Below are 17,150 nucleotides of genomic sequence, written 5' to 3'. Positions count from 1 at the left end.
TGTTATAATCGCGCCGATTTTTTTGAAAAAAGGTATAAAGTGTGACCACAGCATCACAAACCCTAGCATTATTGCCAGGTGAAGAGTTTATAGAGCTCTATAAAGTATTAAAAGTACAGTCGATGACCGGCGGCGGTGGCGAAGCTAAATTCGTCATAAGTGAAGGCATGGTGACTGTCGATGGCGAAGTGGAAACTCGCAAGCGCAAGAAGGTTTCACCTGGGCAAGTGGTGAGCTTCAATGGCGAAAGCGTAATGATTGTCGCAGGCGAATAACGTCCTTAAGTAAGTGGAGTTAATAATGCAATTTCCAGATGATGATAATGGCAAAATGCTGGCCGCAATGGCGGAGTCCGGTATTGATTTGAGCAAGGCGCTTGATGTTGATTTTTTCCTTGTGTTTGAAGATCAGCGAGATGCTGAGTCAGCAGCAGAAGAGTTAGCTCAATCTGAACTCGAGGGCGAAATGGAATTACACCTCAACGATGAACTCGGTAAGTGGGAGCTTATCGTGTGCATTAACATGGTGCCTGAGTACGATGCGATTGTTAGCCAAGAGCTCGAACTCAATACCTTTGCCGCCGAGTTCGGTGGTGCCACTGATGGTTGGGGCGTCATGCAGCATCAGGAAGGCGATGATGAATTTGCTGACGATGAACACCAATGCAGTGATAACTGTCAGCATTAATGCTACCGACGATTGAAGCCACTGTATACAGTGGCTTTTTATTGCCTATTTCACATACAGACCTTGTGTTTAGCTGGTTCTTACTCGCATTGATTTTAGGCTGGATTACATACAACAATGCAAAAAAAGAGAAAACTTCTTTGCCTTGTTAATACAAACCAAGTCTAATAGCCGCAATTCTACTCCATTGATTTATAAAGCAGTCACTATGTCTTTCGAATTAACTTATGAGCTTATCGCCATTCTCTTTACCGTCGCAGTGATGGCTGGCTTTATCGATGCAATCGCCGGTGGTGGCGGGCTATTGACTATCCCGGCGCTGATGTGGGCGGGTCTACCACCAACCGCAGCATTAGCGACCAATAAGTTGCAGGCGTGTGGTGGGAGTTTTTTTGCCAGCCTGTATTTTATCCGCAAAGGCATGGTTAGTTTAACGCAAATGAAGCTGTCTATTGGCTGTGCGTTTATCGGCTCAGCGTTGGGTACGGTTGCCGTGCAGTTGATCGATGCCTCAGTATTGCAATTAGTATTGCCATTTTTAATGTTAACCATTGGCGGCTATTTCCTCTTTTCGAAGAAGATAAGCGAAGAGGACAAGCAACAACTACTTACCCCTACGGTGTTTGGCTTTACGGCGGCCCTAGGTGTGGGCTTTTACGATGGTTTTTTTGGGCCGGGTACTGGTAGCTTCTTTGCACTTGCCTTTGTGTCATTGGCAGGATTCGGGCTGGCAAAGGCGACTGCTCACGCTAAGGTACTTAACTTCTCAACCAATATCGCCTCGCTCATATTTTTTGCGCTCGGTGGCAAAGTGGTGTGGTTACTCGGCGCATTTATGCTTGTTGGTCAAGCGCTGGGAGCTACGCTTGGTTCGCGGATGGTGATGAGTAAAGGCAGTAAAATTATTAAGCCGCTAGTGGTGACCATGTCGATCGCGATGAGCGTAAAATTATTGTCGGATCAGTACGATCTCACCGCATGGTTTTAACGTTTCTAGGTTAATCGTCTGAGCTGCCGAACGTGCACACTGAAACTGAGTGCTAGACAATCACCATGGAATATTGCACAGTCAAAACTCATTTTTTACAAGGATACACCATGTTTAGTCATGTTATGTTTGGGGCCAACGATGTCGCGCAATCAAAAGTATTTTACGATGCAATCGTGCACGTTTTGGGGTACTCGGAAGGGGTGATAGATGAAAAAGGTCGTTGCTTATATTTTACACCCGATGGTGTATTAGGTCTCACGGCACCGATCAATGGTGAAGTCGCCACCCATGGTAATGGCATGACCATCGGCTTTAAAGCCAGCACTCCGGAACAAGTCGATGCGTGGCATGCAGCTGGCTTGGCTAACGGTGGGACCGCTTGTGAAGAGCCGCCAGGTGTACGTGGTAGTGGAGAGAGGCGACTTTATCTGGCCTATTTGCGCGATCCGTCGGGCAATAAAATATGTGCGACTCATTTTATGCAGCCGGCAACATAATAAGCTGCTGATAACGCGTTATTCTGTTTTTGCGGAGTGACGCGTAATTCAATCGTCGAGTGTAAATCGTACAATGTATTTGCCTCTTACTCGGTTTTTTAGCTATATCTGCTTTAAATGGTCCGCTTGGCGTGGTGAACTACGAGTCACCTTGGCAGTGACGTAATCTCTGATTGCACTTGTTTTATTGTACTTATCTTATTGATTTAAAATATTATCCCACTCAATGTTGCACCAACTGCCAAGATAAAAGTAGGTGACGTATGCCATCAAAACCCGATCCTAAGACGGCGATGCTGCAGCTTATCGAACAAGTAAAACAGGAGTTGCCTTTAACTGAGCCGGCTCATTTTGTCTGCGGCCCAGAAGGGAGTTGTATCGGTTGCCCTAAAAAATTACTCGAGTTAGTTGATAGTGAATTATCTTATTGGGAAACCGCCATTGCCAATGGTGATACGCCGCGACTTGGTGACATCTCCCGTTTCGGTAAACTGTGTAAAAATGTCAGGCGAGGGCTAATACGAAGCGGGGTTTTATAGGCAAGCCCTACAAATTGATTACTTACTCTCATCACCATTAGTAGTTTAGATTTGTGCCACTATGGGACAAATGAGATTTACGATATTGACTCGGTGTTTGAGTGAAAATGCTTTTAAAAGCATGAATAAAGGCTGAGTCAGAGTGGTAACCCAACTCGATGGCAATGCTTTGTATTGATAAGGGGCTTTCTAATAATTGTAACGAGAGGACCAGTTTAATATGTTGGCGCCATGACGAAAATGACTGGCCAAACTCTTTGCTACATAACCGCGACAACGTCCTACCCGATGCACCAACTTTTTCTGCCCATTGTGTGAGTGTTAATGCTGAGTCAGGCTGTTTTTGTAATTGTATAAATATCGACATTAATCTTCTATCGCTAGGAATAAGCAGAGGGATTTCATAGGGGTTAGCGATGGTGATTTGATCTTGCAATACAATAAGTAGATTACTCAGCATCTGTTCTGTGTTGTTGCAGTGAGCATGGTCGATTAACAGTAATATCAGGCTTTTCAAAAATGGCGTGATAAAACACGATTTGAGTGTGCTGCTGAAGCTAACGGTGTGGTTGGGATTTAGGTATAAGGTTAAAAATTGTGTCTGGGTGACCGCCACTGATTTATGACGTGTGTTTGCCGGTATGTACAACATGGCATTGTGAGGCACAATAACAGTATTTTGCTCGATAGTGGATTGTAGTAAGCCCGAGACAGGAAAAATGACTTGATGCCATGGGTGTGTATGCCAATCGTCAATATAATGGGCTTGCATGTCGATGGTTTTACTCACCATTTGATGGTGTGAAAATAGCGCTATTTTTTCATTTGCAGGCATATGTGGCGACTTATCGATGTTTTATGTCTTAACAGGTAAATTGAGACAGCTGTTTTTCAGATAGCATCATACCTTACTGATATTCACCATCAAGGTAACTAGATGCATATTCACTTTATTATTCATGAATCCTACGAAGGTCCAGCGGCTTTTAGTCAGTGGGTTACTGATAACGGCTTTAAACAAACCTCGACACACTTATATTTAGGTGAATCGCTCCCTGCGGTAATAGATTTTGACCTGCTGGTCATCTTAGGCGGCCCTCAGTCTCCATTAACTCGGCGTGATGAGTGCGCCTATTTTGATGTAGAACAGGAGATTAGCTTGATTAATAGATGTATTGCTAAGGGCAAAGCTTTGGTGGGCGTGTGTTTGGGAGCACAGTTAATTGGTGAGGCTCTCGGAGCCAAGTTTGAACATAGCCCGCAACGAGAGATCGGCTACTTCCCGATCACTATGACTGATGCAGCGTTAGCTTCGCCATTATTTGAATATTTTCAACTCACAGAAGTGGTTGGCCATTGGCATAATGATATGCCCGGTCTATTGCCGACCTCTAAAGTACTTGCCTACAGCCAAGCTTGTCCGAGACAGATTGTTGAGTATGGCGATCTCATCTATGGCTTTCAATGCCACTTAGAGTTTACTCAAACATCAATATCTGCACTTATCGCCTCTGCTTTCGAGCAAGGCGCTATGTTTGGTGAGCAATGGGTGCAGCATCCCGCTGACATGGCTGCTACGGACACGCGCGCCATGAATCGATTGTTGTTTCAATTTTTAGACAAGTTAGTTCTCAAATATAAAGCACATTGAGGACAGCTGGGCGTGTAGTTGTGTGATACACGTGAACAATAGCAGGTATTAGACGGCTAATATGTGGCGCCGCTTATGCTATCGACCAGGTTCAACTACTGGTGTACCTGCTTCTTATGGCTTGAGGGGCGCGATTAATTTGCGGGAGGCACCTAAGGTCGTTGCCATCTGTTGCGGCATTTCTTACTATAACAACCATTAGATACGTTCGTATCCTCCTCATTTTTAAACGAGAACTGATGAAATTTATCCACACCTCGGACTGGCATATCGGTCGTCAGCTACATAATCAAAGTTTGCTCGACGATCAGCGCCATGTGTTAGCGCAAATTATCGAATTAGCCAAGGCGCACCAAGTTGATACCATCGTGGTAGCGGGTGATATTTACGATCGCTCCGTGCCGCCAGCGAATGCGGTGGCGCTGCTCGATGATGTGCTTAATCAGGTGGTCAATGAACTGGGCATTCCGGCCATTTTAATTGCTGGCAACCATGACGGGCATGAGCGGTTAGCCTTTGCTTCGCGGCAGATGCTGAGCAGTGGTCTACACATTATTGGGCCGTTAAGTGACACAGTACGGCCGATTAAACTTACCAGTGCAAGTGGTGATGCCCTCTTTTATCCGCTGCCCTATGTTGAGCCAGCAACGGTGCGCCATGTGCTCGATTGTGATGTGTCTAGCCATGAAGAGGCGATGGCTACACTGCTTGAGCAGGTCACAGAGCATGACAGTCAAGGATTGCCAAAGGTAGTGATTAGCCACTGCTTCTTAGATGGCGGCAGTGAGTCAGATTCAGAGCGCCCCTTGAGTATTGGCGGCGCCGATAAAATTGCCCCACAGCTGTTTAATGATTTTAGTTATACCGCACTGGGGCATCTGCATGGCCCACAATATAAGGGCCAACCTTATATTCGCTATTCAGGTTCCATTTTGAAGTATTCCTTCAGCGAACAGCATCAACATAAATCGGTCACCTTGGTAGAACTCGATGAGGTAGGCGAGGTCAACATTGAGCTGTTGCCACTCACACCGCTTCGAGATGTACGTATTATCGAAGGTGAACTGGCGCAGTTATTAGCCGATGGTGTTAACGATCCCCAGCGAGACGATTATTTGATGGTGCGTTTATCCGATAAAAGCGCCATTTTAGATGCGATGGGCAAACTACGGGCGGTGTATCCCAATGTGCTGCATCTTGAGCGCACAGGGCTAATGGCCCAAACCGAGCAGCTTGCCATTCGCAGCGACCATATCAAAAAGGGTGAGTTAGCCATGTTTACCGATTTCTTTAGTCAAGTGGCCGGCGAGCCGATGTCCGAAGAGCAGCAGCAATTAATGGCCGAGCTTCTCGACAGCTTGCATAAAGCGGAGGACTGCCAATGAGACCGTTAAGTTTGACCATGGCGGCATTTGGCCCTTTTGCTACTGAGCAAGTGATTGATTTTAAATTGCTGGGTAAAAACCCTTTATTTTTAATCAATGGCCCTACTGGTGCGGGTAAAACCACCATCTTAGATGCCATCTGTTTTGCACTTTATGGTAAAACCACCGGTGATGAGCGCGAAGGATCACAGATGCGCTGTGATATGGCCGATGATGAGCGCCTCACAGAGGTGAGTTTTACCTTTGAACTCGGTGAGCGGCAATACCATATTCGCCGTGTACCAGAGCAACCTAGAGCCCAAAAAAGTGGTGATGGTTATACGGTGCAAAAACCTGAAGCTCAGCTTACGTGTATTGAACGCGATGGCACTGAGGTGCTGTTGGTGGCAGCTAAAGTGTCGGAAGCAACAGCGCAGATAGAGCAATTAACCGGACTCGATGTGGATCAATTTCGTCAAGTGATGGTATTGCCACAAGGTAAGTTTCGCGAGCTGCTGATGGCCGATTCTAAGGCGCGCGAAAAAATCTTCAGCCAACTGTTTCAAACTCATATTTATCGCAAGATTGAAGACAAACTCAAGCAGCAAGCTTTAGGCATTAAAAAAGAGGTCGAGGCGATGCGTAATCGCCGCGACGGTGTTTTGCAAGGCGCTGACCTTGAAAGCGATGCGGCGCTCAATGATGAGCTTAAGGCGTTGGCTCCCGAGCTTGCCAGCGCGACTGAAAAAAAGGCTAAGATAGATAAACAAGTTCAACTGGTGAGTCAGCAACTGGAGCAGGCTAAGCAGTTAACTGCTGAGTTTTCCTCGCTAGAGCAGCTTAACTTATTAGCTAGGCAACTCGATGAGCAAAAAACGCAGATCGACCAGCAGCAACAGCAGTTACTCGCCGCGCGTAATGCCAAGCAGCTGCAACCTGTTTATCAGGCGGTTGAGGCTCGCAAGCTTGAGTTAACCCAGGCTACTGAGCAGCAATTGAAGTCGCAGGCGAATCAGCAGCAAAGTGAAGCTATGCTCAATCAAAGTCTTGCTGCGATAGAGACGCTCCCCGCACTAGAAACTCAGCAGCAACAGACATTAACCACGCTTCAGGAGCGTCGTACCTTATTACCGCAACTTAAACAGCTTGAGCAACTGAAGGCCCATGTGAGTGACAGCCAGCAGCAGATGACTCATGCCGAACAGTTAGGTAAGCAGACAAAAGCAAAACTGGCGCAGTTAAATGATGAAAAGCTGGCAGCCCAGGCCCAAATGCCAGAGCTAAAAGCCCATAGCCAGCAGTTGCTCACGTTGCAGCAACAGATAAGCGATACCAAACATCATTTGCAATTTTATGCTCAGTGGCTGCGCGGCAGCGCTGAGATGGAGCAAATCAATGCTCGCTTGGTTAGCGCAAAAGAGCGTGGCGCGCAATTAAAAGCACATCACCAAGAGTGCCAAGTTTATAGTCAAACGTTGACGTTACGCTGGCATCAGGGCCAAGCGGCCATCTTAGCGGCACAGTTATCTGCTGGTGAGGCGTGTCCCGTTTGCGGCAGTCTTGAGCATCCACAGCCCGCACAAAGTGAGCAGGTCGTGCCTACAGATGAGGAGCGCGAAGCGGCGCAAGCTAATGAGCAGAGCGCATTAACAGCGTTGACCAATGCTCGCTCAGACTATCGTCAGCTAATAGAAAAATTAAAGGATGTTGAGCAAAGAAACCGTGAATTAGCTGAGCAGCTACCCGGTATCGACAGCCTTACGCAAGCTGGCCTTGAAACCACGCTGGGGCAGCTTGAACAACAATTTGCAGCGGCGACGAAAGCGCAGCAACAACTGGTTGATATTGACAGCCGCCTGACGGCCTTACAGCAACAAGAGGTGCTGCTTAATCAGCAGCTTGAGCAAGAGCGCGAACAATATCGTCAACTGGAAAAACAGTTTAATGAAAGCGCAGGTCAGCTTAAGCAGTTACAGGCCGCCATACCGCAAGAACTCGTTGACTTAACGGCACTCGAGCAAGAGATCGATAAGCTGGAGCAAACTGCAGCGCAGTTGAAGCTGCAGATTTCATCTTTGCGTGAGCAACATGCTAAAGCTGAGCGGCAATCCGCCAGCGCAGCGGCGCAACTGCAATCGGCGAATGAGACATTGGCAAGAGCGAATGAGCAGCATCTGCTGGCAGTAAGTGAGTTTGAGCGACAGTTACAAACCTCTAAGTTTGACTCCTTAGCCGCCTTTCAAGTTGCCATGTTAACGGACGAGCAAATTGCTGTTTTAGAGCAGCAGATCAAGCAATATGAGCAGCGCTGTATCACCAATAAAGCCAATATCGCGCAATTAGAGACCAAACTAGCTGGCTGCACACCACCTGATATTGCAGCAATCACAGACAGTAAGACACAGCTTGAGGCGCAGCAGCAAAGTGTACTTAATCAATGGCAACAACTGAGCGGCCGTATGCGGCAACTAGAACAAACCGCGGAGCAGCTCAACAGCCTAGACACGCAATCGAAACAGCTTGAAGCCCAGTATGCCGTGGTCGGGACACTGTCTGATGTGGCCAATGGCAACACAGGTAATAAGATAAGCTTGCAGCGTTTTGTGCTCAGTGTGCTACTCGATGATGTATTACTTGAAGCCAGCCATCGACTGCAAATGATGAGTAAAGGGCGTTACCGTTTGCTGCGCAAGGAAGACAAGACTAAGGGTAACAAAGCCTCGGGACTCGAACTTGAGGTAGAAGATGCCTATACCGCAAAAGTACGCTCGGTGGCGACCTTAAGTGGCGGAGAAAGCTTTATGGCGGCACTATCGATGGCACTGGGATTATCAGATGTGGTGCAGGCGTATGCGGGGGGCATTAAACTCGATACCCTGTTTATTGATGAAGGTTTTGGCAGTTTGGACCAAGATTCACTCGAACTTGCCATAAGAACATTAATGGATCTGCAATCGGCAGGGCGTATGGTGGGGGTGATCTCCCATGTAAGCGAGATGAAAGAGCAGATTGGCAGCCGCCTCGATATCATTAAAACGGCGACGGGTAGCACTATTAAAGTGATTTTACCTTAGTCTTAATTTGTTATTGGTGATCAAGTATATTAGTCCCGACTAGATCTGACAGACTTCTTTGTTTTCGTCTTGCTATTACTGCGCAGCCATCATTGCGACAGTGGCTAATATGATGCATATTGAGAATCGTTTGGTAGCAATTTTTCTGGTTACATAGGCGTATCAATCTCTTTTTAAAGACTCTTTTTTAAAGGTACACTGTGTGCAGTACCCACAATTTAAGCCGTCTTTGCGACGGTAAATACATCAATTACAAAGATAGGACTACAAATGGCAAAGGTCGCATTTTTAGGGTTAGGCGTCATGGGTTACCCAATGGCGGGGCATCTGGTGAAACAGGGGCATGAGGTAACAGTGTATAATCGCACTACAGCAAAGGCGTTAGCTTGGGCTGCAGAGTTCGGTGGACAGTACCAAGCAACCCCATACGATGCTGCTAAAGGACAAGATTTTGTCTTTGTTTGTGTTGGTAATGATGATGATTTGCGTGCGGTGATCTTAGGTGAGCAGGGGGCATTGGCGGCGATGCTGCCTGGTAGCGTCTTAGTTGACCATACCACAGCCTCTGCTGACGTTGCGCGTGAGATTGGCGCAGCAGCGACAGCTAAAGATGTTGGTTTTATCGACGCGCCGGTTTCTGGCGGTCAAGCGGGCGCTGAAAATGGCGTATTGACTGTGATGGTTGGGGGTGCACAAACCACATTCGATGCCGCTAAGCCAGTGATGCAAGCCTATGCTCGTTGTGCGGAGCGGCTAGGTGAGGTGGGCAGTGGTCAACTGACTAAAATGGTTAACCAAATTTGCATTGCAGGTGTAGTTCAAGGACTTGCTGAAGGGCTTCACTTTGCGCGAAGTGCAGGACTTGATGGCGAAAAAGTGGTTGAGGTGATAAGTAAAGGCGCGGCGCAATCTTGGCAAATGGAAAATCGTTATCAGACCATGTGGCAAGGGGAGTATAATTTAGGCTTTGCTGTTGATTGGATGCGTAAAGATTTGGGTATTGCATTAGATGAGGCCAGACGCAATGGCTCGCAGCTGCCTTTAACCGCCTTGGTTGATCAATTTTATTGTGACGTGCAGGCCAGTGGTGGCGAGCGCTGGGATACTTCTAGCTTATTATCGCGTTTAGAGCGACACCGAAAATAGTCGTCTCAGGCCGCAGTGTTCTGCAGGCATAGTCGGTTATGTCACTTAGGTGGGCCCAAAGAAAAAGGACTGCAATGCAGTCCTTTTTGTTATGCAATAAAGGTATTTATTGGCTTGGATCGAGCACGATATGTTCAAGTTCCACAGGCGCTGAAGCATGCAAGGCGTCCATAGAGGCTCCAACCAAGGAGATTTTTCCCTGACCAGACTCGACCAATACTGCCCGCTTTATCTCACTAAAGTCACGGTTGTGACGCACCATGGCTGATAAGGCCATCTGCATCGGTAGCATAGACGGGTTAAAGGCGGCGTTTTCGGCATAACGCCCGCAGAAGGTTTGCCCATCACGCGTTTCGAGCACTACTGCGGCATAACTGCCAGTGTATGGTGCGTAACTTAAGCTCGCATGATCTAAGGCTTCAATCACCATGGGATCGGTACTATCGAGCGCAAGTTCATGTTGCTGCTTAGACAACAATGGCTGAGTAATATTAAGATCGCCGGGGCCAAACGCGTAAGGTAAATAATGTGACAGTGGTTGAGTGGCCTGATTAGGTAGGTGGATTTTGATGTGCTGGCCCGCAACTAATTCATTCATAAATTGGCGACAATGCCCGCAAGGCGACTCGTTGACTATGATATCTTCGATGACGCTTTCGCCACTTAACCAAGCATGGCTAATGGCACTTTGCTCGGCATGTATACTGTGAAAAAGGGCTTCGCCATCCAGTTCAATATTTCCCCCCATATAAATGTCGCCGCTTTTACCCTTGGCAATGGCGCCGACATAAAACTCACTGATGGGCGGTTTTGCAAGCGCCGCAGCCACAGGCAACAGTGCTAAGAGCAGTTCATTAACGGGTAGTTGAGTCGCTTTGACTAAATCGGCAATTTGTTGTGCATCGAGATGACCGGCAAAGTCGTCATTTAAGAGGGGCACTAACTTATCAGCCAAGGTTGACGGTAGCTGAGCTATGCAGTGAATAAATCTATCTTGCATGAGCTTTTCCTTAATGGTTAGGCGATTGATAAATCATTTTAGTAATTAAGTTACTGAGTAAATGCGATCAGGGTCGCATTTACTCTGCTTGTTAACTATAGGTTGCTAAGATAATGACATAAGGCTTGAAGTAATTTCTGCTTTTCTTCATCACCTGCAGTATCGTTGAGCAGAGTTTCCAGTTTTATCATGTAATCGGGATCATTGAGGCGCTGCTGACAAAATTCACGCCAGCGGTATTGCTCAGAGTCATCTAGCGTCTCTGGGTAGTTGCGTGCGCGATAGCGAAAGAGCATCTCTTTAAGGCGAGGATCATCAAAATTGAGCTCCAGCGCCGCCAGATTGTGGGGCTGGGTATGACGAATGATCTCCATCTTATTCTTATCGGCGCTACTGAAAAAACCACCGCTATACAGTTGTAGATCGGGGTCAGTTATTTCGTTTTCATGGTCAGTATCGAAAACAGCTACCAGTTTTTCTCTGATCTCAGGATGTTGCCTTAAACGTTTGTATTGCTCTCTGGCAAACATTTTATCTATATCTAACCGCTGGGCATTGTCATCGGTCAGGGTTTTTGCTGGCGCAATAAACGGGCATTTATTGATGTGAACCTGTTTTAATCCAATAGGAAGTTCATCTGGTGCTAAATCTGCGCGCGGCGTATACATACGTTGTTTTATCTGTTCAACATCGAGCTCGATAAGGGGGGTCACATCCATGGTCAAATTGACACAAATAATCGCGTTTTTATTAGTATTGTGATGGGCAACTGGCGCAATGAGAGTAGTGCAGCCATGTAACGCGCTGATTTTTGAGCTGACATGCAGTAAAGGTTGCATATTGAGTACATCGATATGTTTAGCCACCTCAGCCTTTTTGCGTAGCCCAAAGTAAAACTCAAATAGCTTAGGTTGAGCTTGTTTAATCAGTTTAGCCATGGCAATGGTAGCGTATACATCTGACATCGCATCATGTGCTTTTTCATGACTGAGATTATTAGCTTGTGTAAGATGTTCGAGTTTAAAACTGGGGCTGCCATCATCTTTTATTGGCCAATTGATGCCTTCAGGGCGCAGTGCATAGCAGGCCCTGACCAGATCGATAATGTCCCAACGAGAATTACCTTGTTGCCATTCCCTAGCATAGGGGTCAAAAAAGTTACGATAAAAACCATAACGGCTGACTTCGTCATCGAATCTAATGGAGTTGTAACCTGCGACACAGGTGTTGGGCACCGAAAAGAGCTCATGTATTTTAGCCATAAACTCGGCTTCAGGCACTCCTTTCATGTTAGCCAGTTGCGGCGTTATTCCTGTGATCAAAATCGCTTCTGGAGACGGTAAATAATCACTGGCGACTTTACAATAAAAGGTAACAGGTTCTGAAATGATATTGAGATCTAAATCAGTACGGATCCCAGCAAATTGTGACGGCCTATCCTTCGCAGGATTAGCGCCAAATGTTTCATAATCGTGCCAAAAAATTGTTGCGGAATGAGTCGATGACATAGAAAAAACTACAGAGTGAATATTGTTGTCTATCATAGCATCGACACACTGTTTAGTGCCATTGTAAGCCAGTATTTATCGCTACCAGATTGAATTTAGGACATTTTAGAATTAGCAGAAATGTTTCATCGAAGGTACAATAATCCTCTATCTATAGGGAATGTCATGTTTGAATCGTTATTTACTCAACCGCAGCTAATCCATATTACGACCGCTTCACGTCTGGTGTTAACCCTAAAGGAAAATGTGAGCGAGCAATGCCTTTTACAGACAATGGATGGCCATATTGCTGAATTTATTGTGGTTGATGATTCTGGATTAGCGAGTGGATTAATCGCACGTCTGCATCCCTTATTGCAACTTAACCTAGCACCGTTCGATGATGCTCCCGCGCCATATTTAACACCTTCGTTGCTGCGTGGGCTTGGTCAAGGTGTTCGCTTATTTACGGGACTAGGCTATTCACTCTCGTTATGTATCAGTTTACTCCGTCAAGGATTGATAATTTACATTGAGCCAGAAGGGGCACAATTTCGTTTTGCGACTGACTCTGGTAACAAATGGCAGCTGCTCGAACTCGAAAAAGATCTTCGTTTATTTGGGGGCCCTAGCGCTTTAACACGTGCACAGACGATTCTTGCCCAGCCGTTTGATTTTGAAACGAGTGTGCAAGGTTTATTATTGGCGCTTAGTGAGCTCGATATGGTGCGTAGAGAGTTGACCCGCTTTGCCTGTGATAATGGAATTGAGTCTCAAAGTACCATTATCGATATGGTGGCCAGTCTCGATAGGCAATTGCATCGCCGCCAGCAATTGATTGCCAGACATTATCAGCAATCGGCTGAGCGTACTCATTGGCATTACGCCGCTAATCAGGTGGAACATTCAGACTTATTACAGCGTAAATTAGCGTCTTACCAGTCGCTTGCAACGCCAGAGCTCAACGCCATGGTCGAACAAATATTAGTTGATGATAACGACGATTCATTATCGTTAATGACAAACGTGATCCCTATTTGATTTTTGACTGTTTTACATCTTATTTTTAAGTTTTTCTTTTGGACATAACACAATGAACTACCGTTGCCCAATTTGTCAGCAACCTTTAAGCCTTAAGCAAACGACTTGGAGTTGCTCGAATAACCATAGATTCGATTGCGCTAAAGAGGGATATGTCAATTTATTGCCCGTACAGAAAAAACGCTCAAAAGATCCCGGTGATAACAAAGAGATGATGTTCGCTCGTCGCGAGTTTCTGAATAAAGGTTATTATCAAGCCATGAGCGATAGAGTTAATCAGCTCGCGGCAGAATATGCTGCTCAGGCAACATCAGGATTGGATATTGGTTGTGGTGAGGGGTATTACTCACACCGCTTACACCAGGTGATGTCGCAGCGTGGAGCATTTACCTTAAATGGCGTGGATATTTCTAAATCGGCGTTAAAGTACGCGGCAAAACGTTACCCCGATATCGATTTTTGTGTCGCCAGTAGTTTTGAGATGCCTTTTGAGGATGAGAGCTTTGATCTGATGCTCCGCATATATGCGCCTTCACTGGATGCTGAGCTTAGGCGGGTAGCTAAAAGTGGTGCCACGTTAATTACGGTGTCGGCTGGACCGCAACATCACTTTGCTCTTAAAGAGTTAATTTATGATAATCCTCGTTCACACCCAGACATTATCAGCCAAATTGCGGGGTTTACCCATATCTATAGTGAGCGGGTAGAGCAGAGATTACAGTTAAGCGATAGTGACGATATTCAACATTTTTTGACCATGACGCCATATAGTTGGAAGTTAACGGATGAACAAAAACGGGCATTAATGAGTCAGCCTTTTAATTGTGAGCTTGATTTTAAAATTGAGGTTTTTTGCGCTAGTTAAATTGTTAGCTATTGTTTAAGTTATTAATTTTTTTGGTTCGAAAAAAATGGGTTTTCTGTTGGAACTCATTCTTTGGCATGATTTCAAACAACTGACAGAAATTAAAGTAAAAAACCAGATTTAGTATGCCTACTGACTGTTGACATACCGCCAGAATGATTTATAGTGATTACAGCTTGAAAGTTGGGCTTAACTTTATGTGTTCAATACGACCAGTTCGTCCTGTTAACATAAGTAATACCGGCATTTTCCAGCTCTACTGCCGTTTAAGGCTTTATTTTATTTAGTTACAGGATTTATATCATGTCTCAAGTTACTGGCGTTGTTAAGTGGTTCAACTCTGACAAAGGTTTTGGATTTATCGAGCAAGAGTCTGGCCCAGACGTTTTCGTACACTTCCGTGCGATCAACTCTGACGGTTTCAAAACTCTTGACGAAGGTCAGAAAGTACAGTTCACTGTGACTCAAGGTCAAAAAGGTCCACAAGCTGAGAACGTAACTGTTCTTTAAGCTGACCTTTAGTAGCATTAGCTACTAAACAGAATTGTAAGAGCCGCTATTTATAGCGGCTCTTTTTTTGCCTAATGGTTTCCTTTTCATCATCTATCAGCCATCCTCTCCACTAGCTTTATACTTTTATATTCATAAAACATAAACAACCGGAGCAAGCCGCATTTTTATAATAACTGAGTATTTACTTAGTTTGCCTTTGAGCTTTTAATGCTGCTCAGCCCTTGCTTCACTGAATGAAGTTAAATCTATTGTTCGCCATACCATTGTCGCTGTTGATTACGATACGTATTGACCACCGACTCAATCAATCTGAATCATCGAACCGACATCGACAAGGCTAGCACTAAGCTCCTAGCTTGATAATGTGCCGTTTAATAATATGTAATGGGTTAATCATATAGATTACTGGGTAAGCGTTAAATGAACTCTGATAAAAAAGCCAGCGCATTGGCGCTGGCTTGTTAGATACAGTAATCGGCCTACTCGTTAGAGAATAGTTTGTCTTCTAAGGTTCTACCGCGTTGTAATGTACGATATGTCCAACCTTGGGATGAAAAAAGTTTAAATAACTGATTTTCTAGCTCAAAATCTTGCATTAAGTTGTACCGAATAACAAATTCGTTGTGTTGATTGCTCTTGATACTGTTAACTTGTGACCAGTGTGATAACTGGGTCATTAATGCCTCTGTATCGCACTCTTGCATAGTTAACGTTAGGTAGTGTGCTGCTTGATTGTCTTTAATCGATATTGACTGATTTAAGATGCCTTTATCAAGGTAGAGCACTTTATCGCACAGCTTTTCCAGTTCATCTAGGTTATGAGAGCTGATCACAAAGGTAGTTTGGTGTGATTGGTTTCGTACTAGCTCTCTAATGGCTTTGGCATTGGCAGGATCGAGTCCTGCGGTGGGTTCATCGAGTAACACTAATTGAGGTGAACCAATCAAGGCTTGCGCGATGGAAACCCGTTTACTCATGCCATGGCTGAGCGCCAAGGGCTTATGTTTGGCTATCTCATTAAGATCCACAAGGTTAAGCACGCGTTCACATTCAACTAAGGCTGCTTGTTTATTAAAGCCTTGTAATTGCGCAAATAAGACCAGTTGTGATTCTATCGTCAAATTTGGGTCTAAGCGTGCGTCTTGCGGTAGAGCGGCAACTTTTCCGAGCAGTGCTTTACTGCCTGGGTGATGACCTAAAATGTGGATCTCACCTTGGGATGGGCAGATGTAGCCACACAATAATGAAAAAAGTGTGGTTTTTCCCGCACCATTGGGGCCCACTAATGCGACAGCCTGCCCAGCCTCAAGCTCAAAACTGACTTGATCTAATGCGCGTTTATGGCCGTAGGATTTACCGACGTTGTGACAGCTAATAAGGCTCATAATGCGATCCTCGCCATGTAAGTTTTTCCTAATATCAATAGTACCGCCGCTTGAACTAGCGGAATGGCCGCGATAGGCAGGCTGCTAACCCCATGGGTATTGATCATCATCGACAGCTGTGCGCCTGGGGCAACCCACTGTAATAGGCTACTCAAATCCGGTAGGTAATAATCCAAAATATTGTTAATGATACTGATGCCAGCCAGCAGGAGTACAGCATAGATGGTGGCCTGACGTGCAGAGTTAGCGTAGAGCGATAAAATGGCCATTAAGGCGGTATAGGGCAGTAGCACTATCATGATGTTAACAAACACAAAGAGACTTGAGCCTAGAGCGGGTAATATGGCACTGATATCACGGTAGGCGACGAGTAACAAAGTCGCAAATAAGGTCAGTAACAGTAGAAGTGCTTGGATCAACAAGTAGCCAGTAAAACGGCCAAAAAATAGCGTATTCCGGCTGGTACGCAAGGTTAAAAAGCGAAAAGTACCTCTCGCTCTGTCTGAGGCAAATTGGTCTGCGCTGACTAAAATACTAAATAGAGGAAACAGGTATAAGGCTGCAACCCACACAATTGCCATTTCAGGCACTTGCCAAGTAAACAGTTCGCTGACTGAGTCTTCACCAAATAGAGCAGTAATAAATTGTTTAAATTCAGTTGAAAACAGGTACACAGAAGCTTCTTTTACTGGATACCATAAAATCAGTAACCAAACTAAGGCAAATGCGATAACCGCGATTAATCCTCGCGTGCTGAACAAGATTTTTTTTAGCTCAAATTGAGCTAATAACATTACCCCAGAAATGGAACCTTTTGGGCTGACAATATCCAATGATTAATCCTTAATCTAAAATTGACCGTACTACACTCACATGAGGTGTAATGCTGCACAGTATTGATGTTATTAAT

General features: G+C 45.4%; 17 protein-coding genes. 12 read left to right on the top strand and 5 right to left on the bottom strand.

The features are described from left to right. Window positions 1–41 precede the first annotated feature (41 nt). The 5 genes from DN599_RS06020 (at window position 42) to DN599_RS06000 (ending at window position 2,714) form a co-directional block, all read left to right on the top strand. On the top strand, window positions 42–275 hold the full coding sequence (locus tag DN599_RS06020) for an RNA-binding S4 domain-containing protein (RefSeq protein ID WP_110456692.1): 234 nt from the start codon (window positions 42–44) through the stop codon (window positions 273–275). A 25-nt stretch (window positions 276–300) separates the two neighbouring features. Further along, window positions 301–687 (top strand): ribonuclease E inhibitor RraB, encoded by a 387-nt coding sequence (locus DN599_RS06015; protein ID WP_110456691.1) that lies wholly within the window; start codon window positions 301–303, stop codon window positions 685–687. A 208-nt stretch (window positions 688–895) separates the two neighbouring features. Next, on the top strand, window positions 896–1,675 hold the full coding sequence (locus DN599_RS06010; RefSeq protein WP_110456690.1) for a TSUP family transporter: 780 nt from the start codon (window positions 896–898) through the stop codon (window positions 1,673–1,675). A gap of 110 nt (window positions 1,676–1,785) precedes the next feature. Further along, window positions 1,786–2,175 carry a VOC family protein gene (locus tag DN599_RS06005; RefSeq protein ID WP_110456689.1) on the top strand — a complete coding sequence of 130 codons (390 nt, stop codon included), beginning with the start codon at window positions 1,786–1,788 and terminating at the stop codon, window positions 2,173–2,175. Between the two features lie 263 nt (window positions 2,176–2,438). Beyond that, on the top strand, window positions 2,439–2,714 hold the full coding sequence (locus tag DN599_RS06000) for a hypothetical protein (RefSeq protein WP_110456688.1): 276 nt from the start codon (window positions 2,439–2,441) through the stop codon (window positions 2,712–2,714). 37 nt (window positions 2,715–2,751) lie between these two features. Here DN599_RS06000 and DN599_RS05995 read toward each other — a convergent pair whose 3' ends face one another. After that, window positions 2,752–3,549 (bottom strand): helix-turn-helix transcriptional regulator, encoded by a 798-nt coding sequence (locus tag DN599_RS05995; RefSeq protein WP_110456687.1) that lies wholly within the window; start codon window positions 3,547–3,549, stop codon window positions 2,752–2,754. A 102-nt stretch (window positions 3,550–3,651) separates the two neighbouring features. On the opposite strand from DN599_RS05995, the gene DN599_RS05990 reads away from it, so the two are divergent. The 4 genes from DN599_RS05990 to DN599_RS05975 all read left to right on the top strand — a co-directional run bounded on the left by DN599_RS05990 (window position 3,652) and on the right by DN599_RS05975 (window position 9,949). Next, the gene (locus DN599_RS05990) at window positions 3,652–4,365 is read left to right on the top strand and encodes a glutamine amidotransferase-related protein (protein ID WP_110456686.1); all 714 of its coding nucleotides are present in this window, start codon (window positions 3,652–3,654) and stop codon (window positions 4,363–4,365) included. A gap of 239 nt (window positions 4,366–4,604) precedes the next feature. Then, on the top strand, window positions 4,605–5,750 hold the full coding sequence (locus DN599_RS05985) for an exonuclease SbcCD subunit D (RefSeq protein WP_110456685.1): 1,146 nt from the start codon (window positions 4,605–4,607) through the stop codon (window positions 5,748–5,750). Continuing rightward, window positions 5,747–8,803, top strand: coding sequence for an AAA family ATPase (locus DN599_RS05980; protein WP_110456684.1), 3,057 nt, complete (start codon window positions 5,747–5,749; stop codon window positions 8,801–8,803). Before DN599_RS05985 ends, DN599_RS05980 begins: the two co-directional genes overlap by 4 nt. 270 nt (window positions 8,804–9,073) lie before the next feature. After that, window positions 9,074–9,949: an NAD(P)-dependent oxidoreductase gene (locus DN599_RS05975; RefSeq protein WP_110456683.1), complete on the top strand. Its 876-nt coding sequence runs from the start codon at window positions 9,074–9,076 to the stop codon at window positions 9,947–9,949. 106 nt (window positions 9,950–10,055) lie between these two features. Here the strand turns inward: DN599_RS05975 and cdd are convergent, their stop codons facing one another. Both cdd and sbcB read right to left on the bottom strand, forming a co-directional pair. Further along, window positions 10,056–10,949 (bottom strand): cytidine deaminase, encoded by an 894-nt coding sequence (gene cdd / locus DN599_RS05970; RefSeq protein ID WP_110456682.1) that lies wholly within the window; start codon window positions 10,947–10,949, stop codon window positions 10,056–10,058. A gap of 95 nt (window positions 10,950–11,044) precedes the next feature. Next, window positions 11,045–12,457 carry an exodeoxyribonuclease I gene (gene sbcB / locus DN599_RS05965; protein WP_110456681.1) on the bottom strand — a complete coding sequence of 471 codons (1,413 nt, stop codon included), beginning with the start codon at window positions 12,455–12,457 and terminating at the stop codon, window positions 11,045–11,047. A gap of 165 nt (window positions 12,458–12,622) precedes the next feature. Here sbcB and DN599_RS05960 point away from each other — a divergent pair, with 165 nt between their 5' ends. The 3 genes from DN599_RS05960 (at window position 12,623) to DN599_RS05950 (ending at window position 14,852) form a co-directional block, all read left to right on the top strand. After that, window positions 12,623–13,477, top strand: a complete 855-nt coding sequence (locus DN599_RS05960) for a hypothetical protein (RefSeq protein ID WP_110456680.1) — start codon at window positions 12,623–12,625, stop codon at window positions 13,475–13,477. A gap of 52 nt (window positions 13,478–13,529) precedes the next feature. Then, on the top strand, window positions 13,530–14,342 hold the full coding sequence (gene rlmA, locus DN599_RS05955) for a 23S rRNA (guanine(745)-N(1))-methyltransferase (RefSeq protein ID WP_110456679.1): 813 nt from the start codon (window positions 13,530–13,532) through the stop codon (window positions 14,340–14,342). Between the two features lie 303 nt (window positions 14,343–14,645). Then, on the top strand, window positions 14,646–14,852 hold the full coding sequence (locus DN599_RS05950) for a cold-shock protein (protein WP_028764848.1): 207 nt from the start codon (window positions 14,646–14,648) through the stop codon (window positions 14,850–14,852). Between the two features lie 482 nt (window positions 14,853–15,334). Here the strand turns inward: DN599_RS05950 and DN599_RS05945 are convergent, their stop codons facing one another. Next, window positions 15,335–16,240, bottom strand: coding sequence for an ABC transporter ATP-binding protein (locus tag DN599_RS05945; RefSeq protein WP_110456678.1), 906 nt, complete (start codon window positions 16,238–16,240; stop codon window positions 15,335–15,337). Beyond that, window positions 16,237–17,034 carry an ABC transporter permease subunit gene (locus DN599_RS05940; RefSeq protein WP_110456811.1) on the bottom strand — a complete coding sequence of 266 codons (798 nt, stop codon included), beginning with the start codon at window positions 17,032–17,034 and terminating at the stop codon, window positions 16,237–16,239. The genes DN599_RS05945 and DN599_RS05940 overlap by 4 nt, the downstream gene beginning before the upstream one ends. Window positions 17,035–17,150 lie beyond the last annotated feature (116 nt).

It is taken from the genome of Shewanella algidipiscicola (genome assembly GCF_900380485.1).
Classification (GTDB): Bacteria; Pseudomonadota; Gammaproteobacteria; order Enterobacterales; family Shewanellaceae; genus Shewanella; species Shewanella algidipiscicola.
Note: the sequence above shows the minus strand (reverse complement) of the source record. Positions and strands in the feature narration are given on the sequence as shown.